Source organism: Bartonella sp. AA126HLJHH (genome assembly GCF_042197425.1).
Taxonomy (GTDB): domain Bacteria; phylum Pseudomonadota; class Alphaproteobacteria; order Rhizobiales; family Rhizobiaceae; genus Bartonella.
Window position 1 is genome coordinate 37,898 of record NZ_JBHIRU010000008.1, and the last position, 15,355, is coordinate 53,252.

Here is a 15,355-nt window from a genome sequence, read left to right on the forward strand (position 1 = left end):
ATTAATATTTAATTTTAGCAAGAAAATTACAAGCACGTTGGCTTTTAGGATTGGTAAAAAATTCTTCAGAGGCTGTATCTTCAACAATTTTTCCATTTTCTAGAAAGAGTATTCTTTCTGAGACTTTACGTGCGAAGCCCATTTCATGGGTAACACAAAGCATTGTGATCCCTGTATCGGCCAATCGAGCCATCACTTCCAAAACTTCTCCCACACTTTCTGGATCAAGGGCAGAGGTTGGTTCATCAAAAAGCATGACTTCGGGTTCCATACAAAGTGCACGGGCAATCGCAACACGTTGTTGTTGCCCACCAGAAAGTTGTAAAGGATATTTTTCACAGTGTTTTTCAATACCAACATGCGTTAAGTAACGAATTGCCCGTTCTTTTGCTTGTTGTTTGGAAAGTCCCTGAACTGTCATAGGTGCTAAAATACAATTTTGTATAACGCTCATGTGGGGAAATAAATTAAAGTTCTGAAAGACCATTCCTATCTTACGAAGAACATTTTTTTGCTGTTGTATAGGTGCAGTATGGATATCAACGTTATGGATACAGATTGAACCTTTTTGTGCTTGTTCTAATTGATTAATACAACGAATTAACGTTGATTTTCCTGATCCGGATGGTCCACAAATAACGATATGTTCACCAGCTTGAACATTAAAGTTGATATCATGTAGGACCTGAAAGTTTCCATACCATTTATTTAGATTTCGAATAGAGATCACTGGTTTTTTACTGGGAGAGATCGATTTATTATTTTTCAAATTCATCTTATTTTATTCTTTCATTGATGAAGAACTTGATTAATTCAACATTTTGGTTTGGTAAAGTTTTTTATGATCATTTTATTTACCGTAAATGTCGAGTGAGGCGCTGCTCGATAAAAACAATAAAACGATGAATGAGTTCAACGATAAAGAGATAGATAAGAGCAGCCCAAACGTAAACTTGAAAATCGAAAGTCCGTGAATAAGCGAGTTTAGCAACCCCCATTAAATCATAAACAGTAATAAGTGAGGCAACAGCACTGGATTTAATCATTAAAATCAACTCATTTCCTAGGGGGCGTAATGCTACAATCATTGCTTGTGGAAGAATAACTCTAAAAAATGTGACAGAGTTGCTTAAACCTAAAGCTTTTGATGCTTCGCGTTGTCCAGTTGTTACGGATAGAAAACTTCCTTTAAAGATCTCAGATTGATAGGCAGCAGAATTGAGTGTAAAAATAAAAAGACAACAATACCACGCGTTTTGAAAAAACCACCATAGCCCCACCTGTTGCCAAAAACTGTTCATTGAACCAAGCCCATAATAAAAAAGAAAGAGTTGAGCTAATAAAGGAGAGCCGCGGAAAAAATAGACATAAGCATTTGCAAAATATTGTAAAAATGTATTCTTTGATAGACGTGCAAAAGCGATAATCATACCCAAAAAAAGACCTAGAGAACAAGAAATAGAAACAAGCTCAACAGTAATAATAAAGCCATTAATAAATTTTGGTCCATAATGGCTTAAAAGATCAGGATTAAAAAGGAAATAAAGCCACTCAGGAATCATTGACCTAGCACCTTTTTATAGCCTATTTGAGTGTATGTTTCCAAATGGCGTAAGATTGCAGTAAAAAACGCTGAAAATAACAAATAGAGTAAGCATGCTATAAAATAAAATAGCATGGGTTTATTGGTAGCAGCGACAGCTAAATTCGTTTGTCGCATGAGGTCAACAAGCGCGATTGTAGAAACAAGGGATGTATCTTTCAGTAAAGTAAGCCAATTATTAGAAAGTCCTGGTAAGGCATTTCGGATGAGCTGAGGAAAGACAATACGAAAAAATGTGGTTGTTCGCGAAAGACCTAAAGCTTTAGCCGCTTCATATTGACCTTTATCAAAAATATTAAATGCTCCAAGCCAAACTTCACAAGAAAAAGCTGCAAGAACCATACTAAGAGCAAGAACACCAGCAACAAAAGCATTGATACTGAACATGATTTCAAAATTAAAATAGTCAAATAAATTTTGAATAAGGCTTTGTAATCCGTAGTAAACTAAAAACAGAGTTAAAAGCTCTGGTAATCCACGAAACACCGTTGAAAAGAGACGTGCTAGAGCTTTAGCTATCTTAATATTGGATCGAATCATTACTGCATTGAGAAGTCCTAGAGGAAATCCTAGAAGGCCACAACATAACGCCAATGACAATGTCATTCCTGCACTGGAAAGTATAACCGCTCCCCATCCCCCATTGCTAAATGATAGCAATGCTAAATTTTCAATCATTCTTGTGTTCCTCATGAAAGAGTTAGATAATATTTTTTAGCAATAACCAACGGGTTTCATTTAAATATCATATTGATATTTAATAAACATCACTTGTAAAATATTTTCTCATAATTTTCTCATAAGTTCCATCCAAACGAATTTCTTTTAGCGCCTCATTGAGCTTATTTTTAAGATCATTATTATTTTGACGGACTGCAATTGCAACAGGAAATCTTGTTTCTTCTAGAGTTCCTAGGAGGGAACAGCAATCTTTTCCTTCATTTTTAAGCCAATTTAATGCTTGTAATTTATCAACAATAATCACATCAAGTCGATGATTTAAAAGATCACGATTCACTTCGATTGTGGAAGGATAGAGTTTTATTTTCACCTCTTCAGAGGCATAATGATCTTCTGCATAGAAAGCTTGTGTTGTATTGGATTGCACACCAAGATTTTTACCTCTAAAATCTTTTGTCGAGATTTCTTTAATTCCCGAAGCTTTGGTAACAATAACAGCCAGTGCTGTATCGTAGTAAGGATCTGTGAAGTCAATTTTTTGTAAGCGATCTTGTGTGAGAGAGAGGGAAGCAATGATAGCATCATATTTTTTTGCAATAAGTCCAGGGATCATTCCCTCGAAGTCTTGTGTGACAATAGTACATTCAATATTCATTTTTTTACAAAGTGCGTAAGATATATCAATATCAAATCCTTGCAGTTTGTTATTTGAGTCAATATAACTAAAGGGAGGATAGGTGCCTTCACTCGCAATTTTTAATGTTTTCGCATCAGCCAATTGGGTGAATAGTGCAGCGCTTATTATAAGAGCTCCAGCTAATAGTTTCATGATGTTCTCCTATTGGATAAGCGGGCAATATGAAATCATTATGTTTTTATAATCTGTAAGCTTTTTGGGAGCAATTCAAAAATTTATTGATGTTTATTTTAGATCATTATGTTGGACATTATTGATAAAAAAAGAATAAATATCTTATTGCTTGTATGATAGCTTAATTTTCACGAAATATTTGATTTGAATCATTTCATGAGTCAAAACTGCGGATTTTTTTTGAAAATAAGGCTATTAAATTTGAACATAAAGAAAAAATTAGATTTTGATACGATAAAAATACAACCTTATTGTTGTCATTAGATTCTACAAAATGTTTAGCTCTCAAGGAGCAATTAAAAGTTATTTTGATAATGTAAATTTTCTTATAAAAAAGCCGAATTTCCAATTATACCCGCATGTCCAATAAAAAGTTAAAGATACCCCTTAAATATACAGATTGAGTTTTAATTCATAGTGATATCTAATTGATATCGAAAGTAAAATATTTTCTCATAATTTTCTCATAGGTTCCATTGGCGCGAATTTCTTCTATTGCTTTATTAAAACTGTTTTTAAGATCATTATTATTTTGACGGAGTGCAATTGCAATAGGAAAATTTGTTTCTTCTAGAGTTCCCAAGAGGAGACAGCAGTCTTTTCCTTCATTTTCAAGCCAATTTAATGCTTTTAATTTATCAAAGATGATGATATCAAGCCTATGGCTTAAAAGATCACGATTAACTTCTGTTGCTGTAGGATAAAGTTTGATATTAACTCCTTCAGAGGCATAATGATCTTCCGCATATGCAGCTTGTGTTGTATTTGATTGTACACCAAGGTTTTTACCTCTAAAGGCTTGTGTTGAGATTTCTTTAATTTCCGAATTTTTGGTAACGATAACAGCGAGTGCTGTGTTGTAGTAAGGATCTGTAAAATCAATTTTTTGTAAGCGCTCTTTTGTAGGAGAGAGGGAAGAAACGATAGCATCATATTTTTTGGCAAGAAGACCGGGAATCATCCCCTCAAAGTCTTGTGTGACAATAGTACATTCAACATTCATTTTTTTACAAAGCGCATAAGATATATCAATATCAAACCCTTGCAGTTTGTTATTTGAGTCAATATAACTAAATGGCGGATAAGAAGCATCGCTTGCAATTTTCAGCGTTTGAGAATTGGCCGATAGGGTAAACAGTGTCGCGCTTATTATAAGAGCTCCTACTAATAATTTCATTATGTTCTCCTATTAGATAAGCTGGCAAATATGAAACCATCATGAATTTTTATAATCTGTAAGCTCTTTTGGAGCAATGTAAAAAATTTATCTGTGTTCATTTTGCTATCATTATGCTGAATATCATTATCAAAAAAATAAATTCTTTTTATCAAGTATAGGAATAAAAAATATAGGAAAGAAGGTCACCTCTTATTGATTATAGGGTGATTTTTAATAATTTTATTTAAAAATCAATAATTTATCTTTAAAAGAAAAACTATCAACTTAAATACAAAGAAAATTTCAGCTTTTAACAGAACAAAATGTAAAAGTGTTTTTATTCTAATTAGAGAAGCACTTAATGTAAGCTTTTTGCAATTTTATCTGAAGAAGATAGAAAGAAAAATTCTGACATTGCTAGATTTTAATATGTAATAAGGCTTTTAAACATGGGGGAATGATAGGGAATACATTTTCATTAAAGATAATGAGGATTATAAGGTAAACTTTTCAATTTCTTTTTGCTAAATGTTTGGCTAATTCGCAGAAGAGTATTCTCAATTTCTTTACAGAGCTAAAACTTAGAATTTTTTAGTAAATTTTTATGATGATGTTATCTCTGTAGAAAGAGTTTTAAAATCACGTTTTATAAAAATTCTTAAAGGATGTTTTTTGATTACTCTCAATAAAGCTTCAGTAAATTGAAGCTTTATTGATTTCTTTTTTTAATTTGCACGTTCATCTATAGGAACATAGTCACGCATAGCATAGCCAGTGTAGAGTTGTCGAGGACGACCAATTTTTTGTGCAGGGTCTTCAATCATTTCTTTCCATTGTGCCACCCACCCGACACTGCGCGCCAATGCAAAAAGGACAGTAAACATTTCAGTTGGAAAACCTAGAGCTTTTAATGTAATGCCGGAATAGAAATCAACATTGGGATAAAGCTTTTTCTCAATAAAATATTCATCACTTAAGGCAATTTTTTCAAGCTCTATTGCAATATCAAGAAGAGGGTCATCTTGAATGTTGAGTTCTTTTAAAACTTCATGACAGGTTTTTTGCATGATTTTTGCACGTGGATCATAATTTTTATAGACACGGTGCCCAAAGCCCATAAGGCGGAAAGGATCATTTTTATCTTTTGCACGTGCAATAAATTCAGGAATTCTTTTAATAGAACCTATTTCTTGTAGCATTTTTAGGCATGCTTCATTGGCACCACCATGTGCTGGTCCCCAAAGGCATGCAACACCTGCTGCAATACAGGCAAACGGATTAGCACCTGAGGATCCAGCAAGACGTACCGTAGATGTAGAAGCATTTTGTTCATGATCTGCATGAAGGGTAAATATTTGATCCATCGCCCGAGCAAGCACAGGGTTTGTTTTATATTCTTCACAAGGAACAGCAAAACACATATGGAGGAAATTTGCAGCATAACTAAGATCATTACGTGGATAAACAAATGCTTGTCCAATACTGTATTTATAGGCCATAGCAGCAAGCGTTGGAACTTTTGAGATAAGACGAACAGAAGCAATCATTCTCTGGTGAGGATCTGTAATATCAATAGAGTCGTGATAGAACGCAGACATAGCGCCAAGGCAGGCAACCATGACGGCCATAGGATGAGAATCACGACGGAAGCCATGGAAGAAGCGTGCAAATTGTTCGTGGACCATGGTATGCTGCATAATACATCGATCAAATTCATTTTTTTCTTGCTGTGTTGGGAGTTCACCATAAAGTAAAAGATAACAACTTTCGAGAAAGTCTCCTTTTTCAGCCAATTGATCAATAGGATAACCACGATAAAGCAATATGCCTTTATCACCATCGATATAAGTAATTTTTGATTCACAAGAAGCTGTTGAAGTAAAACCAGGATCATAAGTAAAAATATCGGTTTTTTTATAGAGAGAAGCAATTTCAATGACTTCAGGTCCACTCGTGCCTTTACGCAAGGGAAGCTCTACTTTTTTATCATTCACAATAATATATGCGTTATTCTCAGACATTCGGTATTCCTTTCAGATCCTTCACTTCTAAAAATTAAGACTCTGCTTCATCAGAGTGGGGGATGTATAACTGAAGCTTTTCTTACTTATTTAAGGGTAGATTGCCTCTAAAAGTGAGTACATGCAATCTAAAAATATTTCCTTATTGATCATTATTACTCAATAAGAAATGTATTTCAATGATATAACATAAAAAACTCTTTTAGGGCACGTTGAGATATCTGTATAGACCCTTATTTGAGGAAATATACTCAGTGTCCATCATGGGTATATTGTTGTGATAAGTTGGTCCTTGATGCGATGAAGAGATTCATCGCGTCCTAATAAAATAAGAACATCCAAAACACCTGCTGATGTTGCACATCCTGTAAGAGCTGCGCGAAGTGGTTGGGCGATAGATCCAAATTTGAGATTCTGTGTTTGTACACAAGAGCGAAGTGTTTCATCTAGAGTTTTTGTATCCCAAGAGGGGCAAGCTTTCAGAGCAAGATAAAGATCGTTTAAAATGGTTCGTCCATTTTTATCTAAGAGTATTTGAGCTTTTTCATCAAGTTGTAAAGGTCGTTGCATAAAAATGAAGGAGGCATTGTCAATCAGTTCGCACAGTGTTTTTGAACGTTCTTTCAAATGCGGGATTGCTTTTAAAAATTGAACACGGCGTTTTTCATCAAGTCTTTCAATAATTTGTGCTCCCCTATCGGTTTCTGGTAGAATATTAAGAGCGGCATCAAAAAGTTCTTGATCATTACTCATACGCATATAGTGTCCGTTGATGGAATCGAGCTTTTTGAGATCAAAACGAGCAGCACCTTTGTTAATATCCTTAATATCAAACCAAGAAATCATATCTTTAAGGGACATCAGTTCGTCATCACCATGACTCCAACCTAAACGGACAAGGTAATTGCGCAAAGCAGCAGGAAGATATCCCATTGTTCGGTAGGCATCAACACCGAGCGCACCATGTCGCTTTGATAATTTTGCACCGTTTTCACCATGGATAAGAGGAATATGGGCCATAACAGGAATGTCCCATCCCATTGCTTTAAAGATAATCGTTTGTCGGGCTGCGTTGGTAAGATGATCGTCACCACGTATAATATGTGTGATGCCCATATCATGATCATCAACGACAACAGCATGCATATAGGTAGGCGAACCATCAGAACGCAAAATAATGAAGTCATCGAGATCTTTATTAGGAAAACGGACATCACCTTGAACACGATCATGTACAATCGTTTCTCCATCTTGAGGGGCTTTGATGCGAATAACAGGCTTAACACCTTTAGGAGCTTCAGAACTATCACGGTCACGCCAACGTCCATCATAACGTGGTGGGCGCCCTTCTGAACGGGCTTTTTCACGCATTTCAGCTAACTCCTCAGGTGAAGCATAACAATAATATGCTTTGCCATTCTTGACCAACTGTTCAGCGATTTGGCGGTGACGTTCTGCTCGTTCGAATTGCGAAATAGGGGCGCCATCATAACTAAGACCCATCCAGTGCAAGCCATCTATAATGGCTTTTACAGCTGCTTCTGTTGAACGCTCTCGGTCTGTATCTTCAATTCGTAAAAGCATTTTTCCACCGGTATGTTTTGCATAAAGCCAATTAAAAAGAGCAGTACGAGCACCACCAATGTGAAGGAAGCCAGTGGGTGAAGGGGCAAAACGAGTAATAACAGACACGAATATTTTCCTTTAAACTAAGATATTACTTATGGAATTTTATAGAAAAGTCATGTTAGCATAAGTGATGGGGCGTGCAATAGCCGTATTGCGAGTTAAAGTGGGGGACTGATGTTTTATAAAAGTAAAGAGGGTTTATCCGAAAAATCTGTTACAGAAAGAAAAAAGCCATGTCAGATAGGGCAGAGTGTTTTTTCTAGGTATGATGATGCAAAGAACAGTAGCTATAATCAACAAAAACTTTTTTTATTGACACTCTTAAAAGAAGTAATCATTTTTTTTCGCAAATGGTTAGAAGATTGTATTAATAAAGAAGTTTCTTTTGGTATCCTTTTTTCGCTGATTTTAGTCTTTTTTGCCCTAGGAATCATTTTCTATTTTCATTTAGAGTGGGAACCGAGTTGGGGACAATTGGGGGCGTTGGTCAGTATTTTTCTGGGAATATTCTATGTAGCACGTTTTTATCGAAAAATAACGATTCCCGTGGGGTTTCTGTTTTGTATTATATTGGGTGCTTTAGCGGCAAAAATAGAAACGTGGCGTATTGCAACACCCATGCTAAGCAGTGACATTGTCACTACATTGACGGGAAGAATTGTTTCTATTGAGTCAGATGCCAAAGGAGGATTTCGTTTAGTTTTGGATATTTTGAATACAGAAAATCCCGTATTACGCCATAGTCTTCATCGTGTTCGTTTATCGGCAAGATATTTGCCATCTGGCTTAGCGATTGGTGATGGATTGCATGGAAAAGTTAAGATTCGTGCATTCTCTGGGCCGGTGCGTCCAGGAGGCTACGATTTTAGTTTTCATAATTATTTTAAAAGAATTGGAGCACAAGGCGTTTATTTAGGAAAACCAAGAAAAATATCCGTTTCGCAGCCTGATGGAATATTCGCTATCATTCTACAGAAAATTGAAAATTTACGCACGAAGATGACACAAAGAATCCGTATAGCCCTTGAAGGAGAAAAGGGGAGTGTTGCAGCTGCCCTCATAACAGGGCAGCGTGCTGGTATTTCAAATGAGACAAATGAAGCATTACGTACAGCTGGATTAGCTCATATTTTATCAATATCAGGTTTACATATGGCGTTGTTAAGCGGCATAGTTCTTTTGAGTATCCGTAGTTTTTTAGCATTTTTTCCAGTTTTTTCTTCCTATTATTCCAGTAAAAAATTTGCTGCTATCGTTGCTTTTATGATAACAGCTTTTTATTTGTTATTGTCGGGCTTAGCAATATCAGCGCAAAGAAGTTTTGTGATGATTGCTGTTATGTTGGTTGCTATATTGTGTAATCGCTCTGCTATAACAATGCGTAATTTTTCCATTGCAGGGTTGATAACTCTAGCGATGACACCCCATGAAATATTAGGTCCTAGCTTTCAAATGTCTTTTTCTGCGACTGCTGCTTTGATCGCTTTTTTTGATTGGTGGAGTGGAAGGTCATTTTTTCTTAAAAGAAAAACAACTCCCTCTTATGTTGGAGGAGGAGTGATAAATTTTGTTTTCTTATCGATGCTTTCAACATGTGCTTCTTCCTTTGTTGCAGGGAGTGCAAGTGGAATTTATGCTGCTTATCATTTTTCTAATATGGCATCGTTGAGCATTATCAGTAATGCTTTTGCTTTGCCTGTCATCTCAATTTTTGTCATTCCCTTTGGATTAATCGCAGTTCTTGCAATGTTAGGAGGATTCGAATGGCTTCCTCTTCAAATTATGGGTTTTGGAGTTGATCTTGTAATAAAGATTGCACATGCTATCAAGGCTATTTCTCCTGATTTGAATCCTGGTTTTATGCCGTTATCAGCGTTAGTTTTATTGAGTATAGGCTTGGTTGGACTGACTTTTTGCAAAACACCCATCCGGCTCTTTTTTAGTTTGTTTATTTTGGCAGGTATTTCTATTTGTGTATTGCATTCACCTGTACAACTGATTATAGCAGATAATATGCGCCTCGTGGGCGTTATTCATGATAAAAAATTATATATTGATCGTTACCATATTTCTAAGTTCACGACATCCATATGGAAAAAGTCATTTCGTGTGAATGAAACGATTAAACCAACAAAATATGGTCCTTCGTTGCACGGACAATTTATTTGTGATTATCATGTATGTACATCTTTATTGGATAATGGATTAAAAGTGATCGTTTTACAGAGAGAAACAGATCAATGTATAGAGGCAGATATTCTCATTCAGACATTTGTGATGCATAATCCAACTTGTTACAAGAAGGCAAAAATAGTATTTATACCTCAACAATTGTTATCACGAGGAAGCGTTATGATGACCAAAGGTGGAGATATTATTTGGTCTTCGCTAGGGTTTCATAGACCATGGAATATGCACAGACAGCATTCATAAAAACATATAATCAGTCATATTTTGCTTCACATTTGGATAATGACAAAACAAAAAATAACAGAAGACTTTTCTCATAATATTTTACGGTATTTAAATTGGTAAGTTTATCAACGTTATTGAAATGAGATAATAATCTACAGTTTTCTAGAAATGGATGATTTTTTATATCTGATCATTTTAATTTTTTCAAAAAAATTGATATGTGCATCTTTGTGCATCCTATTGATAGCACAAAATAAATCAAAAATTCTTATTGAATGAGAAAAATGCTAACAAATATTCTCAAAGAAATAAAAAAGATAATTGTTGATTATTCTATTTTATTCTTATCATATATTTCTATAACGAGTAACATCTCTTCAAGCAAGAGATGATGGTCAATTTAAATAGATTGCGTCAAGAGGTTATCTTTTATTATCATTATTATCGGTGGTAATAGGGGTGATAAATGCTGCTTATACGGATAGAAGGCAAAGTCATTCATGAATGTTCAGCAGTTAAAAAAAATGGCAGCTATTAAAGCGCTTGAGTTTGTTGAAGATGGTATGCGGCTTGGTATCGGATCTGGTTCGACAGTCAATGAATTTATTCGTCTTCTAGGTGAGCGTGTTGCGGATGGTTTGCGGGTGACTGGCGTTGCTACTTCAAAATATTCTGAACAACTCTGTCATAAGTTTGGAGTGCCTGTTAGCACTTTAGAACAAATACCTGAGCTGGATCTTGATATTGACGGAGCAGATGAAATTGGTCCTGAGATGATGCTCATTAAAGGGGGAGGGGGAGCATTGTTGTATGAAAAAATTGTAGCGTCGGCATCTCGTGCAATGCTTGTCATTGCGGATGAAACAAAGGTGGTAAAAAGACTTGGTGCTTTTGCACTACCAATTGAAGTTAATCCATTTGGTATCCACACAACATGCAGAGCCATTGAAAAAGTCGCTGATGATTTAGGGCTTTCTGGAAAAATTGCATTGCGAATGAATGGAAAAAATCCTTTTGAAACAGATGGTGGCCATTTTATTCTTGATGCATTTTGGGGCTGCATTTTGCAACCAAAACCATTATCAGATGCACTTCTTGCTATTCCTGGTGTTGTTGAGCATGGCCTTTTTTTGGGGTTGGCTTCACGTGCAATTGTCGCTATGGCTGATGGTCAAATAAAAGTTTTAGAACCGTTTGATTTTTAGAAAAGGCATTTACATGATGATATGTTAGCACAGTAAAAAAGGGTCTTAAAGATTTTAGGTAGAATAACGAATTAAAATTATAATTAGCGATCGGGGTAATCATTAAATGAAAATAATATTTTCTTTTCAGCGTTTTGTCGTATATTTTAGTGCAATTGCTATTTTTGTTGTGAATGTTGGTATGGCTTATGCACAAGGTGTGAGTGATCAACATTTAGATTCAGCGCGAAAGGCAATCAGAGCTATTCATGCAACGGATCAATTTGATAGCTTTTTACCAAATGCGGTCCATGATTTCAAAAATGAACTGATTAGCGATGATCCGAATTTGGCAACAGCTATTTCTGATATTGTTGATAAGCAGGCGCTTGCTTTAATTAAAAGGCGCTCTGATCTAGAAAAAGAGATTGCTCATGTATATGCAAAATATTTTACTCAAAAAGAGCTTGATGCGATAACAACATTTTATAATTCTGATACCGGTAAAAAGTTTTTGACAGAAGTCCCCAATATTGCACGTGATTCTTATTCAGCATTTGATATATGGCGTACTGCTCTTATGCGGGATCTTGTAGAAAATGTGAAAAAAGAGATGTCTGAAACACTTAATTTGAATAATTCTACTATGCCTACAAATATGCCTATAAAATCAGAATCTTCAGAAAATAAAAAATAGCTTGATCGATATCATGACAACAATGGGCAATTTCTAATTTTTTTAATAGCGGCGGTTTTCCCGCCGTTTTAAATATTTTAATGAGAATAAGTCTTTTTAGAATACTGCTTTATAAAAAAGGCTTCTTCAAAAGAAAAAAAGACTTTCATTTGATAATAAAAGATCTTAGCCTACTCTTGCAGATGTATAAGAAGGAATAATTCGTGCGCTCTTTTGACTTTGATTTATTTGTTATTGGAAGTGGTTCTGGTGGAGTGCGTGCAGCACGGCTTGCTGGAGGTCTTGGCAAGCGGGTCGCTATAGCAGAGGAATATCGTATAGGGGGCACTTGTGTTATTCGTGGTTGCGTTCCCAAAAAACTTTATGTTTATGCATCACAATATGTAAAAGAATTTAAGAAAAGTGTTGGTTTTGGGTGGGAATATGCGGATCCAATTTTTAGCTGGGAAAAGTTGGTTGCAGCTAAAAATAAAGAAATATCAAGGTTAGAAGGGTTGTATCGTAAGGGATTAGAAAATAACAATGTGCATATTTATGAAAGTCGTGCTACTTTTATAGATGATCACACATTAGAGCTTTCTGCCACGGGTGAGCGGGTAAGTGCAGAAAAAATTTTGATTGCAACAGGGGCAAAACTTGCACCAAATACGTCCATAGAAGGCGGTGAATTTTGCCTTACTTCTAATGAGATTTTTGACCTTAATCAACTCCCAAAATCAATAGTGATTGTTGGTGGAGGGTATATTGGTGTTGAATTTGCTAATATTTTTCATGAATTAGGTGTAAAAACAACACTCCTTCATCGTGGTGATTTAATCCTTCGTAATTTTGATCATGATTTGCGGCAATTGCTCAGCGATGCAATGATTGAAAAAGGGATTTCTATTCTCTATGGCATAACAATTTCTAAAGTGCAGGCTGCAGAAAATTGTTATGAAGTTGTTTTATCAAATGGGAAAATAATCAGAGCCGATCAGATTATGTTGGCTACGGGGCGTGTACCAAATACAACGGGTTTAAGACTTGAGCGGGCAGGTGTTAAGGTGAATGAATTTGGTGCAGTTGTTGTTGATGAGAAAATGACAACAAATATCCCCCATATTTGGGCTGTTGGTGATGTAACAGGTCATATTCAATTAACACCCGTTGCGATTCATGATGCAATGTGTTTTGTTAAGGCAGCATTTGAAAATATTCCAACAACACCTGATTATGATTTAATTACAACAGCAGTTTTTTCACAGCCAGAGATTGGAACGGTTGGTCTTTCAGAAGAGGAGGCGGTAAAGCGTTATAAGCGTCTTGAAATTTATCGTACAGTTTTTCGTCCTATGCGTAATATTCTTTCTGGTAGTTCAGAGAAAATGCTTATGAAACTCATTGTTGATGGTGAAAGCCGTATTGTTGTGGGCGCTCATATTTTAGGGGAAAATGCTGGTGAGATGGCTCAGCTTATAGGGATATCTCTCAAGGGTAAGCTGACGAAGGATATCTTTGATGAGACGATGGCAGTGCATCCAACGATGGCAGAAGAATTGGTAACGATGTATAAACCAAGTTATATATATGAAAATGGGAAGAAAATAGAAAGTTAAACAGCATATATTGCGGTAAAAAGCTTTTGATATGCTAATCTGTAAGATTAATCTTTAGAGAGAGTGTAATGATAAAAGAATGGGCGCCTGACACTTGGAGAACAAGGCCAATTAAACAAGTTCCGACTTATCCGGATAAGTCTATGTTAGAAGATGTTGAGCGAAAACTGAGAAGGTATCCTCCTTTAGTTTTTGCCGGTGAAGCACGTGATTTAAAAAATGAATTAGCAGCCGTTGCGAAAGGCCAAGCTTTTTTATTGCAAGGTGGTGATTGTGCCGAAAGCTTTGCAGAACATGAAGCTGATAATATTCGTGATTTTTTTCGTGTATTTTTGCAAATGGCGATTGTTTTGACCTTTGGTAGTTCTAAACCGGTTGTTAAAATTGGTCGTATTGCTGGTCAATTTGCAAAGCCTCGCTCTTCTGATATTGAAAGAAAAGAGGGAGTTGAATTTCCTGCTTATCGTGGGGATATTATTAATGGCATTGAATTTGAAGCCGGTTCTCGTATTCCAGATCCGCAACGGATGTCTATGGCTTATCGCCAATCTGCGGCAACACTTAATCTATTGCGAGCTTTTTCACAAGGCGGCTATGCTAATTTAGAAAATGTTCACACATGGATGTTGAGTTTTGTTTCTAACAGTCCGCAGGGAGAACGTTATGAATTATTGGCAGAGCGTATTTCTGAAGCAATTGATTTTATGCGTTCTATAGGGATTACATCCAAAACACATTCTTCATTGCGTGAAACATCTTTTTATACCAGTCATGAAGCACTGTTGCTTGGTTATGAAGAGGCTTTGACTCGGATTGATTCAACTTCAGGAAATTGGTATGCAACATCTGGTCATATGTTATGGATTGGTGACCGTACGCGTCAGATTGACCATGCTCACGTTGAATATTGTCGCGGCATTAAGAATCCTATAGGATTAAAATGTGGTCCTTCCATTGAGCCTGATGAGCTTTTGAAATTAATTGATATTTTAAATCCTGAAAACGAGCTGGGGCGGCTTACTCTCATTACGCGCTTTGGTTATGATAAAGTTGAAAGTTATCTACCTAAACTCATCCGTGCTGTTGAACGCGAGAAGCGTGCGGTTATATGGTCATGTGATCCAATGCATGGCAATACAATTACTGCCAATGGTTATAAGACGCGTCCTTTTGATTATGTTTTAAAAGAAGTAGAGAATTTTTTTGCAGTGCATCGTGGAGAGGGAACTTATCCAGGAGGCATTCATATTGAGATGACAGGTCGTGATGTTACTGAATGTACAGGAGGGGCGCACGCCATTTCTGTGGACGATTTATCTGATCGTTATCATACGCAATGTGATCCACGGTTAAATGCAGATCAAGCGTTAGAATTGGCTTTTCTTGTTGCTGAACTCCTTAAAAAAAATCGCGTGACTGACTCGTTAGCAATTGCTGCTGGGGGGTAGGCAAAAATTTGCCTAATATTTTTAGGTCATTATGGCAGAAAAGAATTTTAAA

At 36.0% G+C, this 15,355-nt stretch carries 12 protein-coding genes; 5 read left to right on the forward strand and 7 right to left on the reverse strand.

Features of this window, described 5'->3' with window-relative positions; all coding sequences use genetic code 11:
- Position 1: 1 nt before the first annotated feature.
- The 7 genes from ACFIQC_RS05220 to gltX all read right to left on the reverse strand — a co-directional run bounded on the left by ACFIQC_RS05220 (position 2) and on the right by gltX (position 8,027).
- Positions 2–775, reverse strand: a complete 774-nt coding sequence (locus tag ACFIQC_RS05220) for an amino acid ABC transporter ATP-binding protein (RefSeq protein ID WP_375620787.1) — start codon at positions 773–775, stop codon at positions 2–4.
- Between the two features lie 79 nt (positions 776–854).
- Positions 855–1,562 (reverse strand): ABC transporter permease, encoded by a 708-nt coding sequence (locus ACFIQC_RS05225; RefSeq protein ID WP_375620788.1) that lies wholly within the window; start codon positions 1,560–1,562, stop codon positions 855–857.
- Positions 1,559–2,281, reverse strand: a complete 723-nt coding sequence (locus ACFIQC_RS05230; protein ID WP_375620789.1) for an ABC transporter permease — start codon at positions 2,279–2,281, stop codon at positions 1,559–1,561. The genes ACFIQC_RS05225 and ACFIQC_RS05230 overlap by 4 nt, the downstream gene beginning before the upstream one ends.
- Before the next feature lie 79 nt (positions 2,282–2,360).
- A complete protein-coding gene (locus ACFIQC_RS05235; RefSeq protein WP_375630036.1) occupies positions 2,361–3,113 on the reverse strand; it encodes a transporter substrate-binding domain-containing protein in 753 nt (250 codons plus the stop codon).
- A 466-nt stretch (positions 3,114–3,579) separates the two neighbouring features.
- Positions 3,580–4,332 (reverse strand): transporter substrate-binding domain-containing protein, encoded by a 753-nt coding sequence (locus tag ACFIQC_RS05240; RefSeq protein WP_375706830.1) that lies wholly within the window; start codon positions 4,330–4,332, stop codon positions 3,580–3,582.
- Positions 4,333–5,039: 707 nt separating this feature from the next.
- Positions 5,040–6,335, reverse strand: a complete 1,296-nt coding sequence (gltA, locus tag ACFIQC_RS05245) for a citrate synthase (RefSeq protein ID WP_375618359.1) — start codon at positions 6,333–6,335, stop codon at positions 5,040–5,042.
- Between the two features lie 261 nt (positions 6,336–6,596).
- On the reverse strand, positions 6,597–8,027 hold the full coding sequence (gene gltX, locus ACFIQC_RS05250) for a glutamate--tRNA ligase (protein ID WP_375706831.1): 1,431 nt from the start codon (positions 8,025–8,027) through the stop codon (positions 6,597–6,599).
- 111 nt (positions 8,028–8,138) lie between these two features.
- On the opposite strand from gltX, the gene ACFIQC_RS05255 reads away from it, so the two are divergent.
- The 5 genes from ACFIQC_RS05255 (at position 8,139) to ACFIQC_RS05275 (ending at position 15,303) form a co-directional block, all read left to right on the forward strand.
- The gene (locus tag ACFIQC_RS05255; protein WP_375706832.1) at positions 8,139–10,397 is read left to right on the forward strand and encodes a ComEC/Rec2 family competence protein; all 2,259 of its coding nucleotides are present in this window, start codon (positions 8,139–8,141) and stop codon (positions 10,395–10,397) included.
- Positions 10,398–10,879: 482 nt separating this feature from the next.
- The gene (gene rpiA, locus ACFIQC_RS05260) at positions 10,880–11,584 is read left to right on the forward strand and encodes a ribose-5-phosphate isomerase RpiA (protein ID WP_375612139.1); all 705 of its coding nucleotides are present in this window, start codon (positions 10,880–10,882) and stop codon (positions 11,582–11,584) included.
- A gap of 106 nt (positions 11,585–11,690) precedes the next feature.
- Entirely contained in the window at positions 11,691–12,260 is a 570-nt protein-coding gene (locus ACFIQC_RS05265; RefSeq protein ID WP_375612140.1) for a DUF2059 domain-containing protein, read from the forward strand.
- Positions 12,261–12,463: 203 nt separating this feature from the next.
- On the forward strand, positions 12,464–13,855 hold the full coding sequence (gor, locus tag ACFIQC_RS05270; RefSeq protein WP_375706833.1) for a glutathione-disulfide reductase: 1,392 nt from the start codon (positions 12,464–12,466) through the stop codon (positions 13,853–13,855).
- 68 nt (positions 13,856–13,923) lie between these two features.
- Positions 13,924–15,303, forward strand: coding sequence for a class II 3-deoxy-7-phosphoheptulonate synthase (locus tag ACFIQC_RS05275; protein ID WP_375640923.1), 1,380 nt, complete (start codon positions 13,924–13,926; stop codon positions 15,301–15,303).
- Positions 15,304–15,355 lie beyond the last annotated feature (52 nt).

Bases quoted from the DNA above. Each gene is read 5' to 3' on its own strand.
- gltA (WP_375618359.1), bottom strand. From the start codon at position 6,335: ATGTCTGAGAATAACGCATATATTATTGTGAATGATAAAAAAGTAGAG.
- ACFIQC_RS05240 (WP_375706830.1), bottom strand. From the start codon at position 4,332: ATGAAATTATTAGTAGGAGCTCTTATAATAAGCGCGACACTGTTTACC.
- ACFIQC_RS05265 (WP_375612140.1), top strand. From the start codon at position 11,691: ATGAAAATAATATTTTCTTTTCAGCGTTTTGTCGTATATTTTAGTGCA.
- ACFIQC_RS05225 (WP_375620788.1), bottom strand. From the start codon at position 1,562: ATGATTCCTGAGTGGCTTTATTTCCTTTTTAATCCTGATCTTTTAAGC.
- ACFIQC_RS05230 (WP_375620789.1), bottom strand. From the start codon at position 2,281: ATGATTGAAAATTTAGCATTGCTATCATTTAGCAATGGGGGATGGGGA.
- ACFIQC_RS05255 (WP_375706832.1), top strand. From the start codon at position 8,139: ATGTTTTATAAAAGTAAAGAGGGTTTATCCGAAAAATCTGTTACAGAA.
- ACFIQC_RS05235 (WP_375630036.1), bottom strand. From the start codon at position 3,113: ATGAAACTATTAGCTGGAGCTCTTATAATAAGCGCTGCACTATTCACC.
- ACFIQC_RS05220 (WP_375620787.1), bottom strand. From the start codon at position 775: ATGAATTTGAAAAATAATAAATCGATCTCTCCCAGTAAAAAACCAGTG.
- rpiA (WP_375612139.1), top strand. From the start codon at position 10,880: ATGAATGTTCAGCAGTTAAAAAAAATGGCAGCTATTAAAGCGCTTGAG.
- ACFIQC_RS05275 (WP_375640923.1), top strand. From the start codon at position 13,924: ATGATAAAAGAATGGGCGCCTGACACTTGGAGAACAAGGCCAATTAAA.